Source organism: Bacillus sp. SIMBA_074 (assembly GCF_046534555.1).
GTDB classification, from domain to species: domain Bacteria; phylum Bacillota; class Bacilli; order Bacillales; family Bacillaceae_G; genus Bacillus_A; species Bacillus_A mycoides.
Genome location: NZ_JAWRYM010000024.1, coordinates 49,913 through 76,343, shown reverse-complemented (window position 1 = coordinate 76,343; position 26,431 = coordinate 49,913). Strand labels below are relative to the sequence as shown.

General features: G+C 34.0%; 29 protein-coding genes and 1 pseudogene. 20 read left to right on the top strand and 10 right to left on the bottom strand.

The genetic code is table 11. The features are described from left to right. Positions 1-167: 167 nt before the first annotated feature. Positions 168-368 (top strand): DUF4083 domain-containing protein, encoded by a 201-nt coding sequence (locus SB773_RS21860; RefSeq protein WP_002141377.1) that lies wholly within the window; start codon positions 168-170, stop codon positions 366-368. 27 nt (positions 369-395) lie between these two features. After that, positions 396-857, top strand: a complete 462-nt coding sequence (locus SB773_RS21855; protein WP_060752124.1) for an NUDIX hydrolase — start codon at positions 396-398, stop codon at positions 855-857. A gap of 44 nt (positions 858-901) precedes the next feature. On the opposite strand, the gene nadE is transcribed toward SB773_RS21855, so the two are convergent. Further along, on the bottom strand, positions 902-1,720 hold the full coding sequence (gene nadE, locus SB773_RS21850; RefSeq protein ID WP_060752123.1) for an ammonia-dependent NAD(+) synthetase: 819 nt from the start codon (positions 1,718-1,720) through the stop codon (positions 902-904). Between the two features lie 270 nt (positions 1,721-1,990). On the opposite strand from nadE, the gene SB773_RS21845 reads away from it, so the two are divergent. The 3 genes from SB773_RS21845 (at position 1,991) to SB773_RS21835 (ending at position 5,563) form a co-directional block, all read left to right on the top strand. Next, positions 1,991-3,871: an FtsX-like permease family protein gene (locus SB773_RS21845; RefSeq protein WP_002012400.1), complete on the top strand. Its 1,881-nt coding sequence runs from the start codon at positions 1,991-1,993 to the stop codon at positions 3,869-3,871. Between the two features lie 119 nt (positions 3,872-3,990). Then, a complete protein-coding gene (locus tag SB773_RS21840) occupies positions 3,991-4,278 on the top strand; it encodes an AbrB/MazE/SpoVT family DNA-binding domain-containing protein (protein WP_002012401.1) in 288 nt (95 codons plus the stop codon). A gap of 334 nt (positions 4,279-4,612) precedes the next feature. Further along, on the top strand, positions 4,613-5,563 hold the full coding sequence (locus tag SB773_RS21835; RefSeq protein ID WP_088032601.1) for a serine protease: 951 nt from the start codon (positions 4,613-4,615) through the stop codon (positions 5,561-5,563). 40 nt (positions 5,564-5,603) lie between these two features. On the opposite strand, the gene SB773_RS21830 is transcribed toward SB773_RS21835, so the two are convergent. Continuing rightward, positions 5,604-5,912, bottom strand: a complete 309-nt coding sequence (locus tag SB773_RS21830) for an ArsR/SmtB family transcription factor (protein ID WP_002012403.1) — start codon at positions 5,910-5,912, stop codon at positions 5,604-5,606. 107 nt (positions 5,913-6,019) lie between these two features. On the opposite strand from SB773_RS21830, the gene SB773_RS21825 reads away from it, so the two are divergent. Continuing rightward, positions 6,020-6,955, top strand: a complete 936-nt coding sequence (locus SB773_RS21825; protein WP_410592036.1) for an aldo/keto reductase — start codon at positions 6,020-6,022, stop codon at positions 6,953-6,955. A 49-nt stretch (positions 6,956-7,004) separates the two neighbouring features. After that, the gene (locus tag SB773_RS21820) at positions 7,005-8,180 is read left to right on the top strand and encodes an MFS transporter (RefSeq protein ID WP_088032604.1); all 1,176 of its coding nucleotides are present in this window, start codon (positions 7,005-7,007) and stop codon (positions 8,178-8,180) included. 184 nt (positions 8,181-8,364) lie between these two features. On the opposite strand, the gene SB773_RS21815 is transcribed toward SB773_RS21820, so the two are convergent. Both SB773_RS21815 and SB773_RS21810 read right to left on the bottom strand, forming a co-directional pair. Continuing rightward, positions 8,365-8,589, bottom strand: a complete 225-nt coding sequence (locus tag SB773_RS21815) for a hypothetical protein (RefSeq protein WP_140152372.1) — start codon at positions 8,587-8,589, stop codon at positions 8,365-8,367. Positions 8,590-8,673: 84 nt separating this feature from the next. After that, positions 8,674-9,021 carry a DUF4257 domain-containing protein gene (locus SB773_RS21810; RefSeq protein ID WP_002202297.1) on the bottom strand — a complete coding sequence of 116 codons (348 nt, stop codon included), beginning with the start codon at positions 9,019-9,021 and terminating at the stop codon, positions 8,674-8,676. A 196-nt stretch (positions 9,022-9,217) separates the two neighbouring features. On the opposite strand from SB773_RS21810, the pseudogene SB773_RS21805 reads away from it, so the two are divergent. The 5 genes and pseudogenes from SB773_RS21805 (at position 9,218) to SB773_RS21785 (ending at position 14,283) form a co-directional block, all read left to right on the top strand. Then, positions 9,218-9,745, top strand: a pseudogene (locus SB773_RS21805) (DinB family protein). 192 nt (positions 9,746-9,937) lie between these two features. Continuing rightward, on the top strand, positions 9,938-10,987 hold the full coding sequence (gene rsgA, locus SB773_RS21800; RefSeq protein ID WP_410592032.1) for a ribosome small subunit-dependent GTPase A: 1,050 nt from the start codon (positions 9,938-9,940) through the stop codon (positions 10,985-10,987). A 208-nt stretch (positions 10,988-11,195) separates the two neighbouring features. Further along, positions 11,196-13,178: a methyl-accepting chemotaxis protein gene (locus SB773_RS21795; RefSeq protein ID WP_088032612.1), complete on the top strand. Its 1,983-nt coding sequence runs from the start codon at positions 11,196-11,198 to the stop codon at positions 13,176-13,178. Positions 13,179-13,342: 164 nt separating this feature from the next. Next, the gene (locus SB773_RS21790; protein WP_002012413.1) at positions 13,343-13,648 is read left to right on the top strand and encodes a hypothetical protein; all 306 of its coding nucleotides are present in this window, start codon (positions 13,343-13,345) and stop codon (positions 13,646-13,648) included. Between the two features lie 266 nt (positions 13,649-13,914). After that, positions 13,915-14,283 (top strand): DUF3979 family protein, encoded by a 369-nt coding sequence (locus SB773_RS21785; RefSeq protein ID WP_002126974.1) that lies wholly within the window; start codon positions 13,915-13,917, stop codon positions 14,281-14,283. A gap of 34 nt (positions 14,284-14,317) precedes the next feature. Here SB773_RS21785 and SB773_RS21780 read toward each other — a convergent pair whose 3' ends face one another. After that, positions 14,318-15,358 carry a YkvI family membrane protein gene (locus SB773_RS21780; protein WP_060752116.1) on the bottom strand — a complete coding sequence of 347 codons (1,041 nt, stop codon included), beginning with the start codon at positions 15,356-15,358 and terminating at the stop codon, positions 14,318-14,320. A gap of 235 nt (positions 15,359-15,593) precedes the next feature. Here SB773_RS21780 and SB773_RS21775 point away from each other — a divergent pair, with 235 nt between their 5' ends. The 3 genes from SB773_RS21775 to SB773_RS21765 all read left to right on the top strand — a co-directional run bounded on the left by SB773_RS21775 (position 15,594) and on the right by SB773_RS21765 (position 17,806). Then, the gene (locus SB773_RS21775; RefSeq protein ID WP_002012416.1) at positions 15,594-16,037 is read left to right on the top strand and encodes a Dps family protein; all 444 of its coding nucleotides are present in this window, start codon (positions 15,594-15,596) and stop codon (positions 16,035-16,037) included. A 108-nt stretch (positions 16,038-16,145) separates the two neighbouring features. Continuing rightward, a complete protein-coding gene (locus SB773_RS21770; protein ID WP_000488199.1) occupies positions 16,146-16,610 on the top strand; it encodes a DUF3939 domain-containing protein in 465 nt (154 codons plus the stop codon). Positions 16,611-16,864: 254 nt separating this feature from the next. Then, positions 16,865-17,806, top strand: a complete 942-nt coding sequence (locus tag SB773_RS21765; RefSeq protein ID WP_060752115.1) for an alpha/beta hydrolase — start codon at positions 16,865-16,867, stop codon at positions 17,804-17,806. A 52-nt stretch (positions 17,807-17,858) separates the two neighbouring features. On the opposite strand, the gene SB773_RS21760 is transcribed toward SB773_RS21765, so the two are convergent. Both SB773_RS21760 and SB773_RS21755 read right to left on the bottom strand, forming a co-directional pair. After that, entirely contained in the window at positions 17,859-18,860 is a 1,002-nt protein-coding gene (locus SB773_RS21760) for an LLM class flavin-dependent oxidoreductase (protein WP_044444231.1), read from the bottom strand. 104 nt (positions 18,861-18,964) lie between these two features. Next, the gene (locus SB773_RS21755; RefSeq protein WP_002012420.1) at positions 18,965-19,156 is read right to left on the bottom strand and encodes a DUF3896 family protein; all 192 of its coding nucleotides are present in this window, start codon (positions 19,154-19,156) and stop codon (positions 18,965-18,967) included. 187 nt (positions 19,157-19,343) lie between these two features. Between SB773_RS21755 and SB773_RS21750 the strand changes: the two genes are divergently transcribed. After that, entirely contained in the window at positions 19,344-20,816 is a 1,473-nt protein-coding gene (locus SB773_RS21750; protein ID WP_044444230.1) for a flavin monoamine oxidase family protein, read from the top strand. A gap of 75 nt (positions 20,817-20,891) precedes the next feature. Continuing rightward, complete coding sequence (locus tag SB773_RS21745) at positions 20,892-21,476, top strand: GNAT family N-acetyltransferase (protein WP_060752113.1); 585 nt, start codon at positions 20,892-20,894, stop codon at positions 21,474-21,476. Positions 21,477-21,500: 24 nt separating this feature from the next. Here SB773_RS21745 and SB773_RS21740 read toward each other — a convergent pair whose 3' ends face one another. Beyond that, positions 21,501-22,403: an aldo/keto reductase gene (locus SB773_RS21740; protein WP_410592025.1), complete on the bottom strand. Its 903-nt coding sequence runs from the start codon at positions 22,401-22,403 to the stop codon at positions 21,501-21,503. Positions 22,404-22,569: 166 nt separating this feature from the next. On the opposite strand from SB773_RS21740, the gene SB773_RS21735 reads away from it, so the two are divergent. Beyond that, a complete protein-coding gene (locus SB773_RS21735) occupies positions 22,570-23,520 on the top strand; it encodes a CobW family GTP-binding protein (protein ID WP_002086082.1) in 951 nt (316 codons plus the stop codon). Between the two features lie 137 nt (positions 23,521-23,657). Here the strand turns inward: SB773_RS21735 and SB773_RS21730 are convergent, their stop codons facing one another. After that, complete coding sequence (locus tag SB773_RS21730; RefSeq protein WP_044444227.1) at positions 23,658-24,128, bottom strand: GNAT family N-acetyltransferase; 471 nt, start codon at positions 24,126-24,128, stop codon at positions 23,658-23,660. A 138-nt stretch (positions 24,129-24,266) separates the two neighbouring features. Next, entirely contained in the window at positions 24,267-25,217 is a 951-nt protein-coding gene (locus SB773_RS21725) for a metal ABC transporter substrate-binding protein (RefSeq protein WP_060752109.1), read from the bottom strand. Positions 25,218-25,496: 279 nt separating this feature from the next. Here SB773_RS21725 and SB773_RS21720 point away from each other — a divergent pair, with 279 nt between their 5' ends. Then, a complete protein-coding gene (locus SB773_RS21720; RefSeq protein ID WP_087945945.1) occupies positions 25,497-25,640 on the top strand; it encodes a hypothetical protein in 144 nt (47 codons plus the stop codon). Between the two features lie 116 nt (positions 25,641-25,756). Further along, the gene (locus tag SB773_RS21715) at positions 25,757-26,416 is read left to right on the top strand and encodes an oxidoreductase (RefSeq protein WP_060752108.1); all 660 of its coding nucleotides are present in this window, start codon (positions 25,757-25,759) and stop codon (positions 26,414-26,416) included. Positions 26,417-26,431: the final 15 nt, after the last annotated feature.

The following is a 26,431-nucleotide window of genomic DNA, read 5'->3' as shown; positions in this document are numbered from 1 at the left end:
CCCGGTACAATACCGGACTCATTTGGATCAAGTTGCCTAATGAAATAACCGTGTCTAACTTTTAGGGGTCACTTCAAAAAGGTGCTCTTTTTGCGTTTGGTTATAATCTTAGTAACTATTTAGAATTATGTGATAAAATAATTGAAAATAGAGGATGTGATAGCTGAATGAATTTGTTCGAAAATAATATATTTGCATTGATATATTTTTGTCTAGTAATCGGACTTATCGTTTTGTTTTTTGTATCATTTACTCTGTTCATTAAAAGATTATTGCAAAACAACACTATGAAAAAACAACATGTGATTAATATGAATCAGAAGTTAGATCGGATTATTGAATTGCTTGAAAAAGATAAAAAAGAATAATGGAAGATGGATAAAAAGGAGAAGCAGATGGCGAATTATATAAAGGAATTACGTGAAAAAATAGGGCATGATTATGTTATTTTGAATTTTGCAGGAGGTTGTGTATTTAATGAATTTGGTGAAGTGCTTCTGCAAAAAAGAGGAGACTTTAATGCTTGGGGATTTCCAGGCGGTGCAATGGAAATCGGGGAATCTGCGGCAGAAACTGCGATTCGAGAAATAAAAGAAGAAACAGGATATGATGTGGAAATTGATGAGCTCATTGGTGTGTATACGAAATATTTTCAAGCATATCCGAATGGAGATCAGGCACAGGCAATTGTAATATTCTTTAAGTTTTCAATCATTGGAGGGAACAAAAAAGTAGACGGTGATGAAACGTTGGAGTTGAAGTTTTTCCCGTTAGATAAAATGCCACCGTTATTTTGTAAACAACATGAAGATTGCTTGCAAGATTTATTAGAGAAAAGAGTAGGGGTATATCGTTAACGTATAAAAAAGAAGCTAAATGAGATTAGCTTCTTTTTTATGTTCTATTTCCACCAATCATCAAACATTGACGCTGGTACTTGTCTTTTATGTTCACTCACTTTGTAACGCTTCTCGATCTTTTCAGCAACGTCAGCTGGAACGGATTTACCTTCTAAATAGTCATCTAATTGATCGTAAGTAATGCCTAGCTCTGTTTCATCAGCTTGACCTGGTTTTTCATCTAATAAATCAGCTGTTGGCATTTTTAAGTAAAGTCGCTCGTCCGCACCTAATTCTTGTAATAGAGCACGTCCTTGGCGTTTCGTTAATCCTGTTAATGGTAATAGGTCTGCACCACCATCTCCGAATTTTGTAAAGAATCCTGTTACAGCTTCAGCAGCATGATCAGTTCCGATAACGAGTAGCCCTTGTTGTCCGCCGATTGCGTATTGTGTAACCATGCGAATGCGTGCTTTTACGTTTCCTTTATTGAAATCTGTTAATGATTCACCTAATAAGTTTTCGTATTGATTTGAGAAGGCATCAACTGTTGAAGCGATATCAAAAGCAACAGACTGATCAGCTTGAATAAATTGTAATGCTAATTGTGCATCATCTTCATCTTTTTGTACTTTGTACGGAAGACGTACGGAGATAAATGTTGCGTTACCACCTTCATTACGAACTTCTTCGACTGCAAGCTGTGCTAAACGTCCTGCCAGTGTAGAGTCTTGTCCGCCGCTAATTCCAAGTACAAATCCTTTTGCACCTGTAGTTTTTAAATAAGCTTTTAAGAAATCAATTCGTTTACGAATTTCTACTTTCGGATCAATTACAGGCTGAACATGTAATGCTTTCATAATTTGTTCTTGTAATGTCATTATGTTTTCCTCCTATTCATATTAAAGCGGTAAATAAGTTTATATGTATATTGGTACATACTTCTATCCTTTATTATTTCGCAAAACTAACGAATATACAATAGGATGCGTGTATGAATATGAATGTAGTCATTATAATGAAACTGTTTTATATAAGCAATTGTTTAAAACCTTTCAATAATGTAAGGTTTTTGTCATTTGAATCGATGGAAGGTATTTCCGAACTTTACTAATATAAAAGTATAGTTAGTAGAAGGGCGGAGAAGTAGTATGAACATTAGAGAACTCGCATTTCGAAATGTAACGCGAAATAGACGAACATACTCAGCTTATTTTTTGAGTAGTGCATTTGCAATTATGGCCTTTTTTGTGTATTCATTTTTTGCGTTTCATCCGGCATTAAGTGCTGGAGAATTAGGACAGTACGTATTCGTAAGTATGTCTTTTGCGCAGTCTATTATTTACTTATTTACATTCTTCTTTATTTTATATTCAATGGGAATGTTTTTAAAAACGAGAAAGCGTGAACTAGGAATTTTAATGATGTTAGGTATGACGAAATATCAATTAAAGCGTCTTATCTTCTTTGAAAATATAATGATTGGAATAGGGGCAATAATTTTTGGGATTCTTTCAGGTATGTTGTTTTCAGGAATATTAATATTTGTAGCTCCGATGATATTAAAACTAGATATCTCTTTATCCTATTACATACCGATGAAAGCGATTGTTGTAACGAGTATTATGTTTTTCGTATTATTTATGATCATTTCATTGTTTAGTGCAGGAATGGTTCGTAAAAATAAAATTATGAAATTGTTTAGAGGATCAGCAGAGGCGAAGCCAGAACCGAAGGCATCTATAATTTCTTCTATATTAGCAGTAGTATTGCTTAGTGCTGGTTATGCAGGAGCTCTTATGTCACATGGTGCAATGGTATTTATAATGATGATTCCTGTTACAACGGTAGTCATTATTGGTACGTATTTGCTGTACAAGCAGTTGAGCGTCTTTATTATTAGACTATGTAAAAAAAGTAAACGCTTCTATTGGACACAGACAAATATTATTACTTTGTCAGATTTAGCATACCGTATGAGAGATAACGCAAGAATGTTCTTTATTGTAACGATTATTTCAACAGTAGCATTTTCAGCAATAGGTACATTGGTTGGGTTTGCTTCGATGACGAAAGAAATTATGGACAGACCAATTGCGTTTCACTATCAGTCTAAGCAAGGTAATAGCAATGAGCCACAGCATCTGAAAATCATTGACGAAGGATTAAAGAAACATAATATAGCAGCTTCAAAAATAAATATTTCATCGAAGAAAACGGAGGAGCAGTCGTTAAGAAGCGCCATTTTTATAAAAGAATCAGATTATAAAGAATATGCAAAGTTAACAGGAGAACCATTTAATACTGTATCAAATAAAGAGGCTTTATTTTTGTCAGTCGAAATACCCGGACCACCGATGAAAGAAAGAAAAGAAATTACTTTACCAAATATGAATGAACCTTTAAATGTGAAAAAAGTTAATACTTCTTCATTAAGTAAAATACTAAGAGGTAATGTGTATGTAATCTCTAAAAATCAATATGATTCATTACAAGATGGATTTAAAGAAGAAAAAGATTATATGTATAAAACACAATCCGCGAAAGATGAAATTGAGGTTGGTAAAGAGCTTACGAATCAGATTAAGCCTTATCAAGAACATTCAACGTTTAGTGCAGAAGAGTACGATCAAAATCAAAGTCTACAAATCGCAGGACCCATTTTATTTGTAGGTTTCTTTATTGGTATTGTATTTTTCGTTTGTGCAGGAAGCTTCCTTTACTTCCGTTTATTTTCAGATTTGGAGGACGATACTCGTTTATTTGAAATGATTCGAAAAGTTGGATTGACGAGAGGGGAATTATCGAAAGTAGTCACAATCCGCTTAGCGCTTTTATTCTTCGTTCCAGTTGGAGTTGCAACATTACACGGGGCAGTAGCATTAACTGCGTTAGGACAAATGTTTGAATACTCACTGTTTAAAGAAAATACAATTGTATTAAGTATTTTCGTAGGTATTCAAGTTGTATACTTCTTAATTATACGATCGCGTTATTTAAAACAATTGAAAGAAAGATTGAATATTCGTTAAATGTGTTTTTTTAACTTTTGTACTATATTTTCTAAAAAGAGTAAGGCATTACCAAATATATAGTGATAAAATGAAAATAGCGAGGTGAAAAAAATAATAGAGAGTAAGGGGGGAGTAACATGAAAGCAACAGGAATTATTCGAAAAGTAGATGAATTGGGACGGATAGTTATTCCTAAAGAATTACGGGATGTATTAGGAATACAAATCAAATCACCACTTGAAATTTTTGTAGAAGAAGACAAAGTCATTTTACAAAAATATCAACCATACAATGCTTGTCAAATAACAGGTGATGTTTCAGATCAAAATATTTCATTAGCAAATGGAAACATTACTGTTAGTATAGAAGGCGCAAAACATGTAATAAAAGAAATTGAGCAGTTTTTGAACAAGAGTAAGATTTAGTCTTAATTTATCCCGCTATTTGTGGGCAGTAAAACTCCCACCTCAAAACTCGGCTGAAGCAAAGAAGTTAGGTGGGAGATCAACTGCCCGTAAAAGCCCGATTGGTGAGGGCTAATAATCAGTGGGGGATGAACACCACCCACTGATTATAGTTTCACTTTATATTATTCTATTGAAAAACTGAAAAAGAAAAGGACCATTAATGGTCCTTTTCTTTTGTTTATTGAGAAACATTTGAGAGGAAGGGAAATGGAACGAATAAAACGAATGTTAAATCTAAACGCATTCAATAGTGGTCTGAAATGAAAATAATATATTTTCAGGAGGGATTACGATGAATAGTAGTACAGCGAATAAACAAAAAGGCATTAAATTAATTCCGTTTACTGTAAATAAAGTGGTTGAACAAGTAAATGAAATTCCACCAGGTGTACAATTGATTCATGCTCCGCAAGTATGGGAAAAGAGCGCGAAAGGAAAAGACATTGTCGTTGCTGTTTTAGATACAGGCTGTGATGTAAATCATGTAGATTTAAAAGATCGTATTATTGGTGGGAGAAATTTCACAAAAGATTATGAAGGAAATCCCAATATTTATCTTGATAATAATGGGCATGGTACTCATGTAGCGGGGACAATTGCAGCGACTGAAAATGGAGTGGGTGTACTAGGAGTCGCACCACTTTCTAAAATGTTAGTTTTAAAAGTATTAGCTGGAGATGGTTCTGGAAGTTATGAGCAAATTATTGAGGCCATTCATTATGCTGTAAATTGGAGAGGACCGAATAAAGAGAAAGTGAGAATTATTTCAATGTCACTTGGTGGTCCGCAAGATGTACCAGAGTTACATGAAGCTATTCAAAACGCGGTAAAACAAGACGTACTTGTCGTGTGCGCTGCAGGAAATGATGGAGATTGTAACGATGATACTGAAGAATTAGATTTTCCAGGTGCTTATTCTGAAGTAATTGAAGTAGGTGCTGTTAATTTAGAGCAGAAAATTTCATGCTTTAGTAATTCAAATCAAGAAATTGATTTAGTAGCGCCGGGTGATGAAATACTGTCTACGTATCCAGAGGGGAAATATGCGGTATTAAGTGGTACTTCAATGGCGACGCCGCATGTCGCTGGGGCGCTAGCGCTTCTCATAAAGCAGTGTGAGAGAGAGTATGGTAGAAAATTATCAGAGCCGGAAATATATGCGCAACTTATAAAAAGGACTGTACCTTTAGGGTATGAACGTACATCTGAAGGGAATGGATTAATAGATTTATTAAAAGAATAGCAAAAACTAAAAAACATCTCATATTCATATGAGATGTTTTTTAGTACGGTTCTGTTGCATGTACTACAACATCTAATAAACCAGGGAATCTAGTATTTAAATCTTCTTCACGAATTGAAATGAAACGTTGCGTTCCCTCAAGTCGTGTAAACATAACACCAGATTCACGTAAAACTTTGAAATGATGAGATAAAGTTGATTTCGCAATTGGAATGTTTAACGCACCACAAGATTGTTCATTTTTCTCTAGTAGCATAGTTACAATTTGTAAACGAATTTGATCGCTAAGTGCATATAAGACAGAAGAGAATTGAATTTCTTCTCGATTTGGATGATAGAGAGTACGCATTTTTTCACCTGCTTGTATAAGTTAATATATTTGCACTATAACATATAAAGTGGTATATTTCTATTGTTCGAATATAATCGAACAATAGAAATATAGGGGGATAAAAAATGAAGTATACAAAATTGCAAAAGGCAGGACTAAATATTTCGAAGTTGGGGTTAGGAACAAACGCTGTTGGGGGACATAATTTATATGCTGATGTGAATGAGGAAGAAGGAAAAAGATTAATAGAAGAAGCAATTCAGCAAGGGATTACATTTTTTGATACAGCAGATTCATACGGTTTCGGTAGATCAGAGGAATTGGTAGGAGAAGTATTAAAAGGAAAACGCCACGAGTTTGTACTTGCTACAAAAGGTGGAATTCAGCCGTTATTAAATGGAGAGGTTCATATTAATAATGAACGAAGCTATTTAAGAAATGCTGTGGAAAATAGCTTAAGAAGATTACAAACTGATTATATTGATTTATATTATTTACATTTTACAAATCCTGAAACAAGTTACATAGATTCAATTGGAGAGCTTACTCGCCTAAAAGAAGAAGGGAAAATTCGTTCAATTGGAATATCTAACGTAAATGTAGGGCAACTAAAAGAAGCGAATCAGCACGGACATATAGATGTTGTACAATCACCGTATAATATGTTGGATCGTGCTGCTGGGGAAGAACTTTTGCCATATTGTATAGAATCAGGTATTTCATTTATTCCGTATGGGCCTCTTGCCTTTGGGATACTAGGTGGGAAATATACAGAAGATTTCAAATTGGATGAAGGGGATTGGCGTCAAAGTGTAAATCTATTTGAAGAAAATACATATAAGAGTAACTTTAAGAAAGTTGAGAAGTTAAAAGGCTTATCTAAAGAAAAGAATCTCGAAGTATCGCATTTAGCTTTAGCGTGGTTATTAAACAAAAAAGGAATTGATACTGTTATTCCTGGCGGGAAGCGGGTAGAGCAAATAAGAGAAAGTGTAAGAGCAGTGGATGTTTCATTGAATGAAAAAGTTATGAAAGAGATTGAATCTATTTTAGAAGATTAGTTAAAAAGAGGGATAGGGCCCTCTTTTTATATAAAAGGAGAAGGTTTAAATGAAAAGAGTGCTAGCTGTATTCTTTACGATAATGTTTATGATTGGTACAGATACTTTCTTAATTTCACCACTTTTGCCGACATTACAACAGGTGTATCATGTATCAACTGAATTATCAGGATGGATGGTGAGTTCATATGCTTTAGGATACGCTGGATTTGCGCTTATCGCTGGTCCTATATCAGATGGCTTAAACAGAAAAAAAGTGATGGTATTAGGAATGAGTTTTTTTGCATTAAGTACATTTTTGTGTGGAATGGCACCGAGTTTTTTATGGATGCTAACATTTAGATTTTTAGCAGGTGTAAGTGCAGCTTTTGTATCTCCACAAGTATGGGCATCTATTCCGCTCCTTATAGAGAAGAAGCAAATTGTAAAAGCAATTGGAATTGCAACAGCAGGGTTATCAATCTCCCAAATCTTAGGCCTGCCAATTGGAGCATATTTAGCAACGATACATTATACAACACCATTCTTCGTCATTGGTATATTATCAGCACTACTTGTCGTTCTTATTTATGTAGTATTACCAGAAATACAACCGGTTCATATAGGTGGAAGTAAAACAAACATCTTAAAGCGCTATAAACAATTACTTACAGATTCAAAGGTTTCACTTTCTTATTTTGCATATTTTGTTTTTCAAACTGGTAATTTTGCTGCATTTTCATTTTTTGGTGTATGGCTTTCCATTCAATTTGGCTTACAAGTCCATGAAATAGGAACAGCTATGCTCGTATTAGGGTTAGGAAATTTAACAGGGAATATTTTTGGCCCAAGAATCGTAAATAAAATTGGTTATAACCTTTCTTTCTATGGTGGAATTGTATTTACAGCTGTGCTATATGTATTACTTCCTCATGTAAAGAACATTATATTTGTGGAGTTATTATTCTTTGTTTTATTTTTTGTGACAGGAATTTTGTTTGTATTGATGATGGGGCGCTTACAAAATATGTCTAGTATAGCAAGAGGAACAGGAGCCGCTCTTGCTAATGCTTCTATGTATATTGGCCAAATGATTGGAGCGGCAATAGCAGGAATGTTATTTGCAGCATCTCACAATTTTATACTTGTAGGTAGTTTTACTGCGTTACTATATATAGGAGCTTTATTTTTGTTTAGAAAAAGTGAAAAGCTTAGTGAAGATAGTGAAAAAGGAATTGCATCATAAAGCCTTTAAAAATAAATCGGGGAAATCCAAAAAACAAAAAATCCCTAAAGAGATAGGGATTTATATATCGGCATATAGTTCCTTGGAAAAGGATATACTTAGTTTAACATATAGGAATACTTATATTTGTGAAATAGATGTGAAAGTAATGTGAAAAATGCCGTAATAAAAAGCACTGTTTTAGCTAAAACAGTGCTTTTCTCTTTGATTGAACAGTTGCCGCATTTTCATCATGTATTCCTGCATCATCAATAATTCGTTTTTTAGCTTTATTTAATAGATGGTCTACTGCTTCACCAAAATAGTTAGCTTCGCTTTTTGTGCGGGCTTCTCGTAAACATTTATAGTTTTCTAGCAGTTCCTCTTTTTCGGTGTTTGTTAAGAAATCTTCTATTTTCTTTTTTGTCATACGAAACACCCTTTCTTCTGACAAACGACGCGATAGAAAATATTTATTTTTCATTATAACAATAATTTTTAAAGAAAGTATAGATTAACGTCGTAATAATTTGTCAATTTCTTGAATTTTCTCGTCAGCTTTCCCAATTTGCGTATTTTTAGCCTGTTCACCACCTAGAGCTTGATGAAGTAAAAAGGTTTGGCCTGAAATAGCGGTTACAATAGATACTTTTATTATTTCTTTAATTAAGGTGACATCGAATAAAACAAGTCCAAGAAGTGCAGCTAGGCTACCTGTAAATATATCGGTTAAAAACCCAAAGTGGAAAAACGTTTTTAAACGGCGTGGAAGCAATAACTTACCTTGGTTATTGATCAGATGGGAAACGAAGCCAGTAACGCCACCAACTAGAACAGCAGTTAGCCATTGATACATTTCCATCGAATCCACTCCTTTTAGTGAATAAGATTCGTTTACTAAATATATATTCCTTTTTAAATTTCATATCAGCATATTGAGAAAGTTTGTTCTGGCTAGTTGCTTGTTCAATTTAATTATAACAGAAAAATCTGATATATTTTAGTCTATTATATGAAGCCTTTTTTCATTAATATGAATTCAGAAAGGGGTGCGTGAAATGTATATAGATTATCGTATAAGAAGTGTAGATGGTTATACAAAAAATACAGGGGAACTTGTAAGTATGATGGAGCATACGCGGGCAGTAACATTACAGGAAATAAACGATCTATCAGTTGAGCAATTAGATTTAATTATGCCGAGTGGAGGGAATTCCATCGGAGCGTTACTAAAGCATATAGCGGCTATTGAAAAAGCACATCAGCTTATTTCATTTCAAAAGCGTGACTTTACAAAAGAAGAATTAGAAATATGGGAAGATGCACTGTATTTAGGGGAAGAAGGGAAATCTATTCGTGGCTATGACATACCGTATTATGTACAACTTTTGCAAAAATTGAGAGAAGAAACACTAAAGTGTTTGATTGAACAGGATGACGAATGGCTAATGTCAGAAAGAAAGTGGCCTAATGGCGTAGCGTATAATCAGCACTACCTTTGGTTTCATGTGCTAGAAGATTAAATTAGTCATCGCGGACAAATTAAAATGCTAAAAAATAAGTTATTTGAAAATTACGTTAAATAAGGTAGCTTTTTAATGGGATATTCCATATAATGAGAGTAATTAAAATTAGAACGGGGTGATGTATTATGGCGAAATTAATTTATATGAATAATAAACCAAATACAAAGGTGGACGGAAAGGGCGATACTCTATAAGTGAGCGCACAATCCTTCCACTAAGTTCAAATAAGTTCAAACTAGGGAGGATATCAATTTGGATCAAAATATTTTAGAATCTTTCGGATGGGATTCTTTTTTTGAAGAACAAGCTGTAGAGAACTATGAAGTAGGGCGTATTTTACTTGAGCATAAGCATATATATCGGATTATTTGTAATGATGGTGAATATGTAGCGGAACTGTCTGGGAAGTTTCGTCATGAAGCGTTAACGAAGGGAGATTATCCGGCAGTTGGGGATTGGGTGTATATAAAGAAAATAGAAAATGAGAAAAAGGCAATTATTCACCGTATTTTTCCGAGAAGAAGTTCTTTTTCAAGACAAGAAGCTGGTAACAGAACTGAAGAACAAATTATCGCAACAAATGTAGATTATCTATTTTTAGTGAATGCACTTAACCATGATTTCAACGTAAGAAGGATGGAACGTTATTTGCTGGTGGCTTATGAGAGCGGTGCAATGCCTGTTATTGTTTTAACGAAGAGTAGTTTATGTGAAGATGTGGAACAGAAAATTGCAGAAACTGAAGCGGTAGCAATCGGTGTTCCTATATTTGTTGTTGATAGCTTAGTGTACGTCGGAATAGAATCATTGAAACAATTTGTCTCACCAGGAAAAACAGTTGCTTTAGTTGGATCTTCAGGTGCAGGAAAATCTACTTTGTTAAATGCATTAATAGGAACAGATGTAGCAAAAACCGGAGATATACGTGAAGAAGATAGTAAAGGAAGACATACGACAACTCACCGTGAATTGTTCCAATTACCGAGTGGCGGTTTAGTAATTGATACTCCTGGTATGAGGGAACTTCAGCTTTGGGAAGGAAGCGCGGCAATTCAAACTACATTTTCTGATATTGAAGATCTTGCAAATACTTGCCGCTTTCGAGATTGTAAACATGAGAATGAACCAGGATGCGCAGTGCATAAAGCAATTGATAACGGGCTAATGACGATAAATCGTTTGCAAAGCTATAAAAAGTTGCAAAGAGAATTGGCGTATTTTATGAGAAAACAAGATGCTATTCTCGCAAGAGCTGAGCGTGATAAGTGGAAGAAGATTTCTAAACAATATAAAAAAATGTGAAAAACCAAAGGACTATTCCTTTGGTTTTTTGTATTTGTAAATTTTATAATAATATTATTCATATATATAGACAAATGGGGAATATTTGTTTAAACTTTACAAGGTGTTTATCAAAAACGAATTGTAAAAATAGAGGATAGGGAATGGGATATATTCATAATTGGTTATTTATCTTTAAAACTTAACATTTAAATGTAGGAGGTTTATAATGAGTAAACTGTTAAGGTGGTTTCGAGATATAAAAGTAGCAAAAAAGCTATTAATTTCATTTTTGATAATTTTAATTGCAGCTGTCTCTATTATTGGAGGAATGTCTTATCAAACGGCTAAAAAGAATTTTGAATCACAAATTACGAGTAGTGCTCACGATAATATAAAAATATTAGATAATTTAATCAATCAAATGATTGAGGCGAAATTTAACGAAGTAAATAACTTTGCACGAGTGATTCATAGTGATATGTATCAAGGAGATAATCAAGATGAATTAAGAAAGGTATTATCTCAATATATTAATTTAAATAAAGATATTGAACAAGTATATGTTGCCGGCAATGATAAGAAGTTTGTGCAAGAACCAAATATACAAATGGCAGCAGATTATGATCCAACAACTCGTTCTTGGTATAAAGATGCAGTGAGTAAACAAGGTGGAATCGTGGTCACTGAACCGTATAAGGCGAAAGGAAATGGACATATTGTCGTAACGATTGCGAAACAAACAGAAGATAAAAATGGTGTTGTTGCGGTAGATTTAAGTTTAGAGAATTTATTGAAAACAACAAAGTTAATCAATATCGGTAAAAAAGGATATACTTTCATTTTAGATGGAAAACAAAAAATAATTGCGCATCCTCAAGAAAAACCAGGAGATAAAGCAGCTGATTCTTGGGCAAAGAGAATTTACGAAGATAATCAAGGCACTTTTTCATACACGTATGATGGTAGTGAAAAGAAAATGGTATTTGCTACAAACTTAAAAACAGGTTGGAAAATCGGTGGAACGATGTACTCAAATGAAGTAATTGAAGCTGCTCAGCCTGTATTTTATAATATGTTAATTGTTATGCTTATTTCATTAGTTGTAGGAGGGGCACTTATTTATTTCGTAACTCTTTCTATTACAAAACCTTTAAAGAGATTAGTTGCCACTTCTAAAGAAATAAGTGAAGGAGATTTAACGCAAACAATTGAAATTCATTCAAACGATGAAATCGGTCAACTTGCAAAAGGTTTTAATGAAATGACAGATTCACTAAGAACGTTAATTGGAAGAATTAATGATTCGGCCGGGCATGTAGCAGCGGCATCAGAAGAGCTAACTGCGAGTGTAAGACAAGCGAGTGAAGCAACGGAACAAATTACAATGGCAATGGATGAAATATCAAGTGGGGCAACGACGCAAACAGCAAGCGTAGAAAATGGTGCTATGTTACTGTTTGATGTAACAGAAGGGATTCAGCATGTAGCAAATAGCTCATCATCTATTAATACTGCTTCTGCTCACACTCGTGAAAAAGCAGAAGATGGTGGAAAGCTAGTTGGAAAAACAGTAAATCAAATGCAATCTATTGCGGAATCTGTTTCACAGTCAGATGCTGTTATTCAGTTGTTGAATAACAAATCAAAGCAAATTGGTGATATTTTAGAAGTTATTCAAAATATTGCAGATCAGACAAATCTTCTAGCTTTAAATGCAGCAATTGAGGCTGCAAGAGCTGGTGAGCATGGAAGAGGCTTTGCAATTGTTGCTGATGAAGTACGAAAATTAGCAGAACAATCTAGTGTATCATCAAGTGAAATTAGTAAATTAATTTGTGAAATACAAGATGATATGAGTAAGACAGTAAAATCTATGAATAATGTAAATGAAGAAGTGCAATCTGGACTTGTTATTGCAAATGAAACAAAACAAAATTTCACTGAAATTTTACAATCTACAAATGAAATTGCTAACCAAATTAAAACGATGGTTGAAACAGCTAATGGGATGTCAAAAGGTGCAAATGAAGTATCTATTTCGGTTGGTCAAATTGCTATGACGGCACAAAATAATGCGACGAGTACACAAAGTGTTGCAGCGTCAGCTGAGGAGCAGTTAGCTTCTATGGAAGAAATTGGTTCTGCGGCTGGTACACTATCTCAAATGGCGGAAGAGTTACAAGTATTAATTGAAAGATTTAAAGTATAAAAAGGGGAGGCTGTCTCAAAATAGCATTAGTGCTATTAGAGACAGTCTTTTAGCTGATAAACGGATTAGAGGTTCAATGTATGTAATGTTTGTCGAAAAATAGAGGAATTTGTTAAGCGGGTGTATAATTAATATAATATAGACTACGTTTAAAGGAGATCAGTATGGGAGTGTATTGGGGAACGAAAAGACATTCTTGGCTTAGCTATGTCTCGTTTTGGTTAAGCATTTTATTCTTTGTTGCTTTTTTAATTGAAGTGTTTGTATTTAAAACACTTTCAAATAGCTCATTACAAATCGTTAAATACTTTTATTTTATATTTGTTCCATTAAATATCATTCTTAGTTTAAGGTTATTATTTAAGAAGAATGAAAAGAAAATATTACCGATTTTTAGTTTAATTGTATCACTATTATTTGCAAGTTTAATTATAGTGTTAGCATTAGCTGCTACAGGAAAAGTCTTATGAGGAGAGTGATATAAATTACTCTTCTTTTTTGTGGTTTTTTAAGAGTTATAAGTAGTGTGTAGGAAATAAGGAAAGTGATAAGTTATCAGTAAGAGGACGTACTAGTGAATAGAGAGTGAACTGAAAATACTATATGTTTTGTATGAGTTTATAAAGCAAATGAATGCAGTAAGATTCGTGATATATGGTACAATAAACATGGATAGTGATAGAGATAAAGGGTATATAAAATACTCATCGTTTTTTAGTAAGAGAGGGGTTATCTTATGCTATACGAGGATTTGATGACATTATTCCAAGCTGCTCCGATAAAATTAGATAGAGGCGGCTGGAAATATATAATCCAGGAACAAAATGATAATTATGAAATTGTTGATGAAATGTTAAAAAAGCAAATGAATGTTGAATTGTATTTTAATGAGTATGATGAGGTGAAAATCACTTTATATAAAGATGGAAGCCCTATTACTACTATGCAAAGAATTGCTATTTCAAAAGTTGAGTTGGATGAAGAGGAAGACGGCATTCAATTCGTATTGGAACGCATGCCAAGTCGAATGATTCGTTTGCAATTAAAGCCATATCTTGCAGTAGAAATGGGGCCGTACTGGGAAGTATGTGAAGACTGTGAATGAAGATGAAAAAACATCCGTATACACGGATGTTTTTTCATGTTTTTTGAAGTTGTTTAAAGGCAATAATCGGTAGTAAAATGATGCTCACCCAACCGATAATAGGATATAGAATATGAAGTAATTCACTATATCCGATGAAACTAAAGCAATAACTAATTAGTAATATGAAGTAAATAATGTTATTACTTTTCCATCCGGTAATGGATTGCATTTGTTTTGTCATTCCGAATATATTCCCAACTAATGTTGTGAATACTTCACCAAAAATGATAAGAACAAAGAAAAAATGGAAAGTTGCATTAAACCTTCTTACAACTTCAGCCATTGGGATGTTATATTGATAAAATTGTTCAACTGATAATATTGCTAAATGGCTACATAATAAAATAAAGCAAAGCCCCGCACCTCCTAAAATCCCCCCCCATAAAATAGCTTTTCGATCTTTTACTTCACCGGCCAATGGGACGAGAACACTTTGGGCGAGAGAAAGATTTAATGCGACATATGTAATAGGACTAGTGATCCATTTCATATTCCAACTTTCTGTAGGAACGGTGTCCATAATAGGAGTTGTACCATGAATAAAGGTTGTAATAGCAAGTCCGATAATAAAGATCATCATAATAGGTACGACAAGTGTATTTACTTCAAAGACACCTTGTAATCCCCGGCTCCCAATAATGAGACAGGCGATGACTGTGATGAAAATACCAAGTTGTCTCGGGAGGCGAAGTTGTTCTTCAAATACTGCCCCGGCTCCTGATAACATAACGCTCGTTACACCAAATAATACGAGTAATAATAATGTGTTTATAACATTTCCAAATACATCTCCAAATAAATATTTGTTGAAATCTTGCGCTGAAAATGCCCCGATTTGTGAGGAGAGCAACATCATCTTTGTACCGAGCCAAATAAAAAAAAATCCACTTATACATATGCCAATGGTCCCGTACAATCCGTTCACTGTGAAAAATTCAACAATTTCTCGCCCAGTAGCAAATCCAGCTCCAACGACAGTTCCGATATAAGTAGCAGCGACTTTCTTTGCTACTTGCCATTGTTGATTGTCCATGTTATCCCTCTTTCTTCTATGATGAGCTTAACTTACTATTATGCTTATGTGTGAGCTTGGACAATTAGACATATGAACTGGTTGAAAGGATACATGAATTATATGATATTAGGGAAATATTAAAGGTGTTAAAACTTTGTTACATGTAAGCTGTTTATTCGGAATAATAGGAAATGTATGGTAAAATGAGGTTAGGTTATTAAAAGATAGTAACATGATAAGAGGAGTGGATTGTATGAGTACGAAAACAAATGTTGTTGAAGTATTAAACAAGCAGGTAGCAAACTGGAATGTATTATATGTCAAACTGCATAATTATCATTGGTATGTGACAGGACCGCACTTCTTTACATTACATGAGAAATTTGAAGAGTTTTATAATGAAGCAGGAACATACATTGATGAGTTAGCAGAGCGTATTTTAGCGTTAGAAGGAAAACCGTTAGCGACAATGAAAGAGTATTTAGCAACTTCAACTGTAATCGAAGGGACAAGCAAAGAGTCTGCAGAAGAAATGGTGCAAATTTTAGTAAATGATTTTTCTGCACTTATTCAAGAATTAAAAGAAGGTATGGAAGTAGCTGATGAAGCTGATGATGAAACATCGGCTGATATGCTATTAGCAATTCATACGACATTAGAACAACATGTATGGATGTTAAGTGCATTCTTAAAATAAACATAAATGGATTAAAGAAAAACTCTATTGAAAAATTCTTTCAATAGAGTTTTTTATAATTTTTCAGTTTTCTTTTATGCTATAATATAGTAAAAAGGAGGCGATACAATGTTTCGCTTTTTCAGAACTGGAAAAGAAGATAGGGAAATTACGAAAGATGAATTAGAACAAGCGATGGCGAAGTTTCTAGAAACGAATGCTAATATCGTTTATACAGTTTTAGTAAATGATGATTACACAGTAAATTATGATTTGTTAAAGCCCTATTTACCTGCATTTCCAACAAATTTTTTTCTGATAACGAAGGAAACGCTTGAAGTATTTGAACATACAGAAGAAAATTTAAACCTAGTTAAAGAAATTGATATCGTACAAAAGGCCGTAGATCAATATGTAACAGAAAAAGAAATGTTCCCAATTGTTGAAGATAGCGAAGATCGCCTCATATGCGGAGTGAAGCTAGGACCATATTTAAATCGTATATTAAAAAGAAACTTATATATTTCAGAAAAGCATTATTTAGTTTCAAGTAAACCAGATAAGAAAAAAAAGAATAGTGGGCAGATGTTATGAGAACAACAATAATATTATTGTTGTCTTTTTTTTATTAAAATATTGATTTTTCAGTTTATTTAACTTTATACTACAACTAGTGGATAGGAAGGAGTGGTGTATTATGCGTATACATACATTAACTATTAAATATCATTCTGAGAATCAGGTATTGTTAAGTTGAATTGTAGAATTTAACTACTTATACCGTGACCCTAGAATGATAGGAAGATTGGAGAAGCAATTATTATAAAAGGTTACGGGGGAATTCCTATATGGAAAATAATATGACTTATATTAAGTTATTAAATGAAACGTTACATTGTTATGCAAATAAAGGAAGTTTTGAAGCGTATTCTTATATAATGAATAATGCTAAAGATGTAATGGGTAATGAAGCACAAATATATAATTTTAAATATGCATTAGCAAGTGCAGCAGGACTTGAAGAAGAAGCGTTGCATTTAATGAAGAAAGCAATTATAGAAAATGGATTTTGGTACGGAAGTGAGTATTTAATTTCCGATGATGATTTAAAACCACTACATAAATTTGAAGAGTTTCATAGAATGGTTCAATTATGTAAAGAAAGAGAAGAATTAGCAAAGAAATCGGAACAAGCAGACGTGAAATATAAATACAGCAAACAAACTGAAAATCTACTAATAACACTGCATGGGGATCAAGAAAATATACAAATAATAGAACCATATTGGAACTCTGTAATGGAACAAGGTTTTATGCTAGCATTGCCTCAATCTTCCCAAATTCAATTTTCAGATGGATATGTGTGGGATAATATCGAAAGAGGAAGAGAAGAGTTAAAAGGACATTACAATAAGATTAAAGTGAATAAAACATTTGGGAATATTATTATTGGTGGCTTTTCTGCTGGGGCAAGAGTAGCGTTACATTCCATGTTACAAGGTGAAATAGAAGTGAACGGTTTTATTTTTGTGGCACCGTGGCTCCCGGAAATGGAAGAATGGGAAGAAATGATTGGAATATTGCATGATAAAAGCATAAAAGGATATATAATATGTGGGGATCAAGATGAAGATTGTTTTGAAGGTACACAGCAATTTGTAACGTTATTAAAGGATAAAAATATAGAACATAAGTATAAAGTTGTGCCTAACTTAAATCATGATTATCCTCATAATTTTGATGAGTTATTAAAAGAAGCTATTGAATATATAGGAAGCAAAAACAATTGATTGGTAGTAAGAAAAGGAGATGCATCATATGTGATGCATCTCCTTTTCGTTATTATAAATTAAAAGCATCTGCCAATAGGCGATAAGAGTTTAATTTATGTTCAAATTGATGAGTAATCGTGACAATCATAAATTCGTCAGTATTATACGCTTTGCTTAAGTTTAATATTTTTTCTTTCACAGAAGACGGATCACCGACAATCATACGTTGACGATTTTCTTTTATGCGGAATAGATCATAAGCACTATACGAATAATTTTGAGCAGTTTCAATAGAAGGAGTACCAGTAGTCCGTTTTCCTTGTTCTAATAGTAAAATCGATAAATCAAGGCTTGATGCAATCTTCTCCGCTTCTTCATTTGTTTCTCCGCAAATAACAAAAATAGATACGATTGATTTTGGTTTATCACCTAAATAGGAAGGTTGGAATTGTTCTTGGTAAGCCTTCATTACTTCAGGGCCACCGTATCCGTTAATGAACTGTGCAAATGCAAAAGAAGCGCCTTGTTTTGCAGCAATCATTGCACTTTCTCCGCTAGAACCGAGCATCCACATTTCAGGAGATGTTGGGATAACTGGAGTAGCCTTTAAGTTTGCATAATGATGGTTTTCTGGTACTTGATCATGTAAGTACATAGCAACATCTGCAATTTGTTCTGGATATTGATCAAGTGAGACCATTTTACCTTCTTGAAGTGCGCGAGTTGCTATCGGCATACCACCAGGCGCTCTCCCGACACCAAGGTCGATGCGGCCCCTATAAAGTGCTTCTAAAACGCGGAAATTCTCGGCAACTTTATATGGACTATAATGTGGCAGCATAACACCACCAGAACCAACTCTAATACGGTCAGTTTTCGCGGCAATATGTGAAATGAGTATTTCTGGACTTGAACCAGCTAAGCTAACTGAATTATGGTGCTCGGATACCCAAAAACGTGTGAATCCGAGTTTCTCAACTTCTTGTGCAAGCGTAACTGTATGTGAAATAGCTTGGGCTGCTGTGCTACCATCTGAAATAGGTGATTGGTCTAATACACTTAATTTGATCATAGAATATACCTCTCAATCTTAATGTACATCCTATTATATATTTACTTACGAAAAATGCGTAGTGAAATGCTCAAAAGGAAAAGTGAATAATTTTTTATCCGCTTTTAATGAGAAAACCCTCGTTCATAATGATTCATTTCGACTAAGTTTAATATATATTCGTAGTTATCAATTTCTAAATGTATTTGCTTGCGTTCTTCTTCAGTTAGTTTAACGCTAGTGAGTTTTTTACATAACTGCTGTTTCTTTAATTCTAAATGTTTTTTTGTAGCCTGATAATCGTAAGTACGTTTCATGTGTATCCACCCTTTCCATACAGTTACTATCTGTATGTTTATCATATGAAGCATGTGGAAGGGGGAGAGCTGCACCTTATGTATTTTTAGTGAATTTTCAAATTGTGGTGGTGTTATGTTTAAGTGAATTTATGAATAAAATGCACTAAACCACTAATTTGTATTTCATGAAGTAAGGGGTGGGATTGTGCAGAAAGATATAATGTTTAACAATGAGATGGATGAAACGTTAAAAGTTATAAATAAGGGATTGAAGAAGACGACACGTCCGAAACAAATCATTGTAGTAGGGGCTGGTATGGCTGGATTAGTTTCGGCATCTTTATTAAAAGCAGCAGGGCATGAAGTGAAGGTTTTTGAAGCGAACAACCGTGTAGGTGGCCGCATAGAGACAGTTAGGATGGAAGATACCGGATTATATTTAGATGTTGGAGCGATGAGAATTCCGTATTCGCATACATTAACGATGGCATATATAAGAAAGTTTGGGCTACAGGTGAGCCCTTTTATTAATAGGAATGAGACAGATATTATCTACGTAAATGGTCGGAAAACGACATTAAAACAATACGAAAAAGATCCAAGTATTTTAAGATATCCTGTGGAAATGAATGAAGTTGGGAAAACGTCTGAGGAACTATTAATGTTAGCGGTACAGCCCATTATAAATTTTATAAAAAAGAACCCAGAGAAAAATTGGGATATTGTAGTAAAGGATTTTGGGAGATATTCTACAGGTCAATTTTTAAAATATCATCCTTATCAATATAATACGTATTTTTCGCCAGTAACGATTGAGATGATAGGTGTTCTATTAGATTTAGAAGGTTTTTTAGAAAGGTCATTCGTTGAGACGTTACGTTTTTTATATATTATGCAAGAGGAGAGCGGATTTTGCGAAATAATAGGTGGGAATGATAGATTACCAAAGTCTTTTTTACCACAATTAGAAGAAAATATTATATATAATCAAAAATTAATGAAGCTTCATCAACAAGCCAATAGTGTAACAGCCTATTACCGGAACGAGGAAACTTTTGAATATAGTAGTATTACAGGGGATTTAGTTATTGTTACAATTCCTTTTTCAACAATGCGATTTGTAGAAGTAGATCCATTTGATTCGATATCTCATGCGAAGTGGAAAACAATTCGCGAATTGCATTATATGCCAGCTACAAAAATAGGAATTCAATTTAAAAGTCGTTTTTGGGAGGAACAAGGGCAATTAGGTGGGAGAATTATAACAGATCTTCCTATACGTTATGCGTATTATCCAAGCCATGGAATCGGAGAGAAAGGGCCTGCTATGATGTTAGGAAGCTATACATGGTCTTATGATGCGTTGTTATGGGATGGGGTATCAAAGGGGGATCGTATCTATTACACACTACAAAATTTAGCAACAATATTAGGTGGTCAAGTATATGATGAGTTCATGTCTGGAATATCAAAGAGTTGGACATTAGATCCATATGCGCTTGGAGGGTTTGCACTATTTCAAGCTGGCCAAGAATCAGAATTACAGCCAGTCATTGTAAAACCTGAGGGGAGAATATATTTTGCTGGTGATCATACAACGCTGTATCACGGATGGATTCAAGGTGCGATTGAATCTGGAGTGCGTGTGGCGATGGAAGTGAATGATCAAAAAGTTTAAAATTCAGAAATTTCTTTACTGTATAACTTGAGATGGATATTATTATATATAAAAGAATTATAGGGAGTGTTTACAGTGAATCCGTTATTATTCGATTTTCCTTCTGAATTTTATACTGACAGGCTTTTTATTCGAATGCCAAAACCAGGTGATGGTAAAGTTGTATATGACGCAATTCAAGCTTCAATACAAGAATTAAAACCTTGGATGGTCTTTGCACAAAAAGAGCAAACAGAGGAAGAAATAGAAGAGAGTATTAGAAAATCGCATATTCAATTTTTGCAGCGTGAAGATTTGAGACTACTAGTTTTTTCGAACGAAACAGGTGAATTTATTGCATCTGCCGGATTACATCGTATTAATTGGGATATACCTCAATTTGAAATCGGGTATTGGATTGATTCAAGGTTTAGTGGAAAGGGCTATATGGTAGAGGCTGCAAAAGGTATAACAGATTATGCTTTCACTGAATTGAAAGCAAACCGCGTAGAAATTCGTTGTGATTCTCTAAATAAGAAGAGTAGAGCGATACCTGAGAAATTAGGATTTAAATTAGAGGGTACTTTAGAAAGCGCGAGTGTTGCGGTGGATGGAAATGGATTAAGGGATATGTGTGTATTTGCAATGACGAGAAATATATATGAAAAAGAAGAGCTGTAAAGAAACAGCTCTTCTTTTTGTTTATTATGGTACAGGATGTCCATTAGAGCTTTCGAAAATTGTAAACCATTGTTGGCGGTCTAAATTAACTTTTGTCGCCATTGCAGCCGTTTTTACTCGATCTAATTTACCAGAGCCAACGATTGGCATCATGTTAGCTGGATGAGCGAGTAACCATGCATACATAACAGTATCGATGCTAGTAACACCTAGTTCAGTAGCAACTTTTTGTAAAGTTTCACGTACACGTACGGCGCGTTCTGATTGGCCAGTAAAGATTTCTCCACCAGCAAGAGGTGACCAAATCATTGGATTGATTCGTTTTTCTTGGCATAAATCAATCGTACCTTTTTCAAAATGCTCGATTTGCATCGCAGATACTTCAATTTGATTTGTAATGAGTGGGAAATCTAAATACGAACTTAACATATTAAATTGTGAAGGTAAAAAGTTAGATACACCGAAGTGGCGAACTTTGCCTTCTTGCTTTAAGCGTGAGAACGCTTCTGCCACTTCAGTTGGATCCATAAATGGATCTGGACGATGGATGAGCAATACATCAATATAATCTGTATGTAAGTTTTGTAATGAATCTTCCGCGCTTTTTATTATATGTTCAGCACTCGTATTGTAGTGAGCAACATATCGCTCTGGAAATTTAGGTGATGGGGGAGCGATTCCACATTTAGTGATGATTTGCATATTTTTGCGTAAGGAAGGCTTTAATTGTAACGCTTCTCCAAACAATCCTTCACACGTATACCCACCATAAATATCAGCGTGATCGAAAGTAGTAATCCCCAAATCCATACAGTCTTCAATAAAAGAAAGTAACTCTTGCTTTGGCATATTCCATTCTGCTAAACGCCAAAAACCTTGAATAATACGAGAAAATTCTAGCGTTTCGGCCATTTGAACTCGTTCCACTATAAGTACCCCCTATATGAATGAATAATATTTTTGAAAAGGCTTTCTTACTACGTATTATTATATAGTTACAGGGTCGTACATACAATAAATATGTTTTGCTACAAAAACGATTTTTTCTATATGCTATAATGTAGAAACATAGAGCTATAAGGAGATGTAAGGGATGATTCCAGTAACAATATTAACTGGTTTTCTTGGATCAGGGAAAACGACATTATTAAATCGAATTTTATCAGAGGATCACGGCAAGAAATTAGCAGTGATTGTAAATGAAATAGGGCAAATTGGTATTGATAATCAATTGATTATGAATGTCGAAGAAGAAATTATGGAAATGACAAACGGTTGTTTATGCTGTACTGTGCGTGAAGATTTACTTGTTGCTTTAAAACAATTACTGGATGTGAAAGCAGAAGGGAAAATGGACTTTGATGGATTAGTAATTGAAACAACAGGTCTTGCAAATCCAGGTCCGATTATTCAAACTTTCTTTTTAGATCCAGTTATTCAATCTGCATATCAAATTAACGGTGTTGTAACAGTTGTAGATAGCTATCATATACATAAACATTTTGAAAAGGGACTAGAAGCAAAAGAACAAATTGCCTTTGCTGATGTTGTGTTAGTTAATAAATTAGATTTAATTGAAGAAAATGAGAAAGAAAATCTCTTGCATGAACTTCAAGGAATTAACCCGACTGCAAAGTTAATCGAGGCGACTAACTGTGAGGTAGATATTCCATCGTTATTACAAATTCAAACGTTTAAAACGAAAGATACGCTGCAAATTTACCCTCATACAGAACATAACCATCTAGAAGGTGTAAAATCGTTTGTACTACGTGAAGAACGTCCGTTAGATTTACAAAAATTGAATGAGTGGATGTCAGCTGTCGTTCAAGAACTAGGGGAGCATTTATATCGCTACAAAGGAATTTTATCTATTGATGGAGTAGATAAACGTATTGTTTTCCAAGGTGTGCATACGTTATTTGCTGCTTCGTACGATAGAGAGTGGCAAGAGGGCGAAGAGCGGGTAAGCGAAGTAGTTTTCATCGGAAGAGATATTAATAAAGAATGGTTCCAAGAACATTTTGAAGAATGTGTGAAATAAGTCTGCGTAAATCGCAGGCTTATTTTTTATGAGCATTTTAATGAGATAATACTAGATTACAAAAATGAAGTATATAAGGGAAAGAAACTAAAAATAGAAAACATAACATTGATAAATGCATAATAAAAAGCCTGTTTTCACAGGCTTGTATTTTCATCTATAAGTAATTCCATTACAACACCTACAACTGGACCTTCGTCATCAATATCCCCATTTAAACGGAAGCCAAATGACTCATATAGTCCCATTGCGTGTTTGTTGTCAGGATGTAAACTTAAATAAATTATTTTACATTCGAATTTTTCTTGCAAGAATTGAATTAGTAAGCGAAGGAAACGTTTTGCGTATCCTTTTCCTTGAAATTGTTGGTCAATCATAAAACGATCTAACCATACGCTTTCATGTTTTTGGGAATACCAACCGTACATTGCGTATCCAACGAGTGTTTCTTTGTCATATAAGGCTACTGACGTTCCGTTTTCTTCATATAATGATTCCGCTAAAGAAAACGCATTGCTTTCAATAAACTGCTGCTGGTCTTTTGCTACGTCTAAAGCAGCAACTGAACGCCAATTATTTGCTGTTACTTCACAAATGTGAAGATTCATAGTTCCAACTCACCTTCTAAATTAGTATAGCTTACAAGCTAATATGGATAATTCTACTTGTTATTTCGATCAAGTCAAGGATAAATACATAAAAAGGCAGCTGAATGACATATTCAGCTGCCTAGAAAATATAGTTGATTAGTTTGTTGCTTCTTTTAAAGTATTTACGTTTTCTTCCATTAATGTGAAGTAATCTTTATTGTTCTTTGCATCATCCTCAGAAATAGTAGCAAGGTGATTTAAGCGTAAAATTTTTGTACCTGTTTCTTTTTGAATAACTGATGCTACTTTTGGAGTAGAGAATGTTTCAAATAAAATATATTGTAGACCGTGCTCTTTTACTGTTTTTGTAATGTCAGCAAGCTGTTTTTGAGATGGTTCATCAGATGCTGAAATTCCAGCGATTGGAATTTGTTTCAAACCGTATCGTTGTTCCCAGTAGCCGTAAGCTGCGTGTGAAACTAATATTTCTTTCGTTTTTGCATTTGCAACAACTGCTTTAAATTGATCATCTAAATCAGTGAATTTTGTTTGTAGTGCTGCAAAGTTTTTTTCGAACTCTTTTTTATGTTCAGGCTGTAATTCTACAAGTGCATTTTTAATTTTTTCTGCTTGTTTCATCGCAAGAGTAGGATCTATCCAAACGTGTGGGTCTTTATCATGATGATGTTCATCTTCTTTATGACCGTCGCCATGATCGTGCTGCTCTTCTTCAGATGAAGCACGAAGTTCGATATCTTTAGATGCATTTACAGTTTTTACGTTTTCTTTTTTTAATGATTTTTCCATTTTTTCGGCAAATGGTTCTAATTCTGCGCCATTATAAACAAATAAATCGGCTTTCGCAACTTGTACAGTCTGCTTTTGACTCGGTTCAAATGTATGAGAATCCGCACCAGGTGGGTAAATTGTTTCTACATTTACATAATCACCACCGATTTTTTTTGCAAAGTCAGCGAGTGGGAAAATGGTTGTATAAACAGAAAGTTTCCCATCTTTTTTCGCTGCACTATCTTTGTTGTTAGAACATCCAGCAAAGATGAGTGTGAAAATAAGTATAAATGAAAATAGAGCTAATTTTTTAGGCATATAATTCTCCTCTTTTCTTTTTTCTTCTTATATTTTCTCCAAATGTAAGAAGAAAATATCGTTTTAATGCAAAACGGAATAATTACGTTTTAGTTTGCGAACCTAGTATAATACATCTTTATGAAAGTTGCAATAAATAATAATCATTACGATTTGTTTTTGTTATAAATTTGTCAAAAAGAACGGTATTAATTTTTATGATGGGTGCATATGTGACAATGTTACTTTCATATATTGGGAGGGAGCAGAAAAAAAGGGGATGAGTGCTTGGGTTACTTCATGGAGGCTATCTTATTAATACTTGCCGTAGTATTGCCATTATCTTTTGTTTTAATTTTTTTAAGGAGATTAATAAGTAATTTAGGAGATGCTACAACAATTACGAAATTGCCAGCGGAAGAAAAAGAAAAGAAAAAAGAGTAAGTAAAGCACTATGCATACGCATAGCGCTTTACTTATGATAAAATGGGAGAACGGAAACTCCTGTTAGCGACAATTAGCTATAGGAGAGAATAGTAAATAAAGAGGTATACACATATATGAATAAGCGAACAGCGTTAGTACTTGGCGCAAGTGGGTTAGTTGGACAAGAAATAACGCGACTATTACTTGACTCAGATTACTACGATTCGATTACTATTTTTGTAAGGGAACCATTACAATTACAGCATGAGAAATTGCAACAGAAACAGGTGGATTTTTCAGTATTAGAGGAATATAAAGAATTTTTTGCAGTAGATGATGTTTTTAGTTGCTTAGGAACAACGATAAAAAAAGCGAAATCGAAGTCGAATTTTAAAAAAGTAGATTATGAATATACATTGCGAGCTGCCTGCTTAGCTGAAAAACAAGGCGTACAAAATTTTCTTGTTATTTCATCAATGGGAGCAAAACCTAAATCATTTTTCTTTTACTCGCAAGTGAAGGGGAAAATGGAAGAGGAGCTGAAAAAGCTAGTTATTGGTGGCATACACATTTTCAGGCCGTCATTATTAGTTGGAAATCGACAAGAATATCGTTTTGGGGAAAGAATGGCTGAGAAATTATCTCGTATTCTTCCGTTTATATTTAAAGGGGCTTTTAAAAAGTATAAACCAATTTCAGCTAAAGATGTGGCGAAAGGAATGTATATAACAGCGCTACGTGAAGAATCTGGTATTCATATTTATAGTTCAAACGATATTATAGAAATAAAATAAGTAAAACCGAGAAGA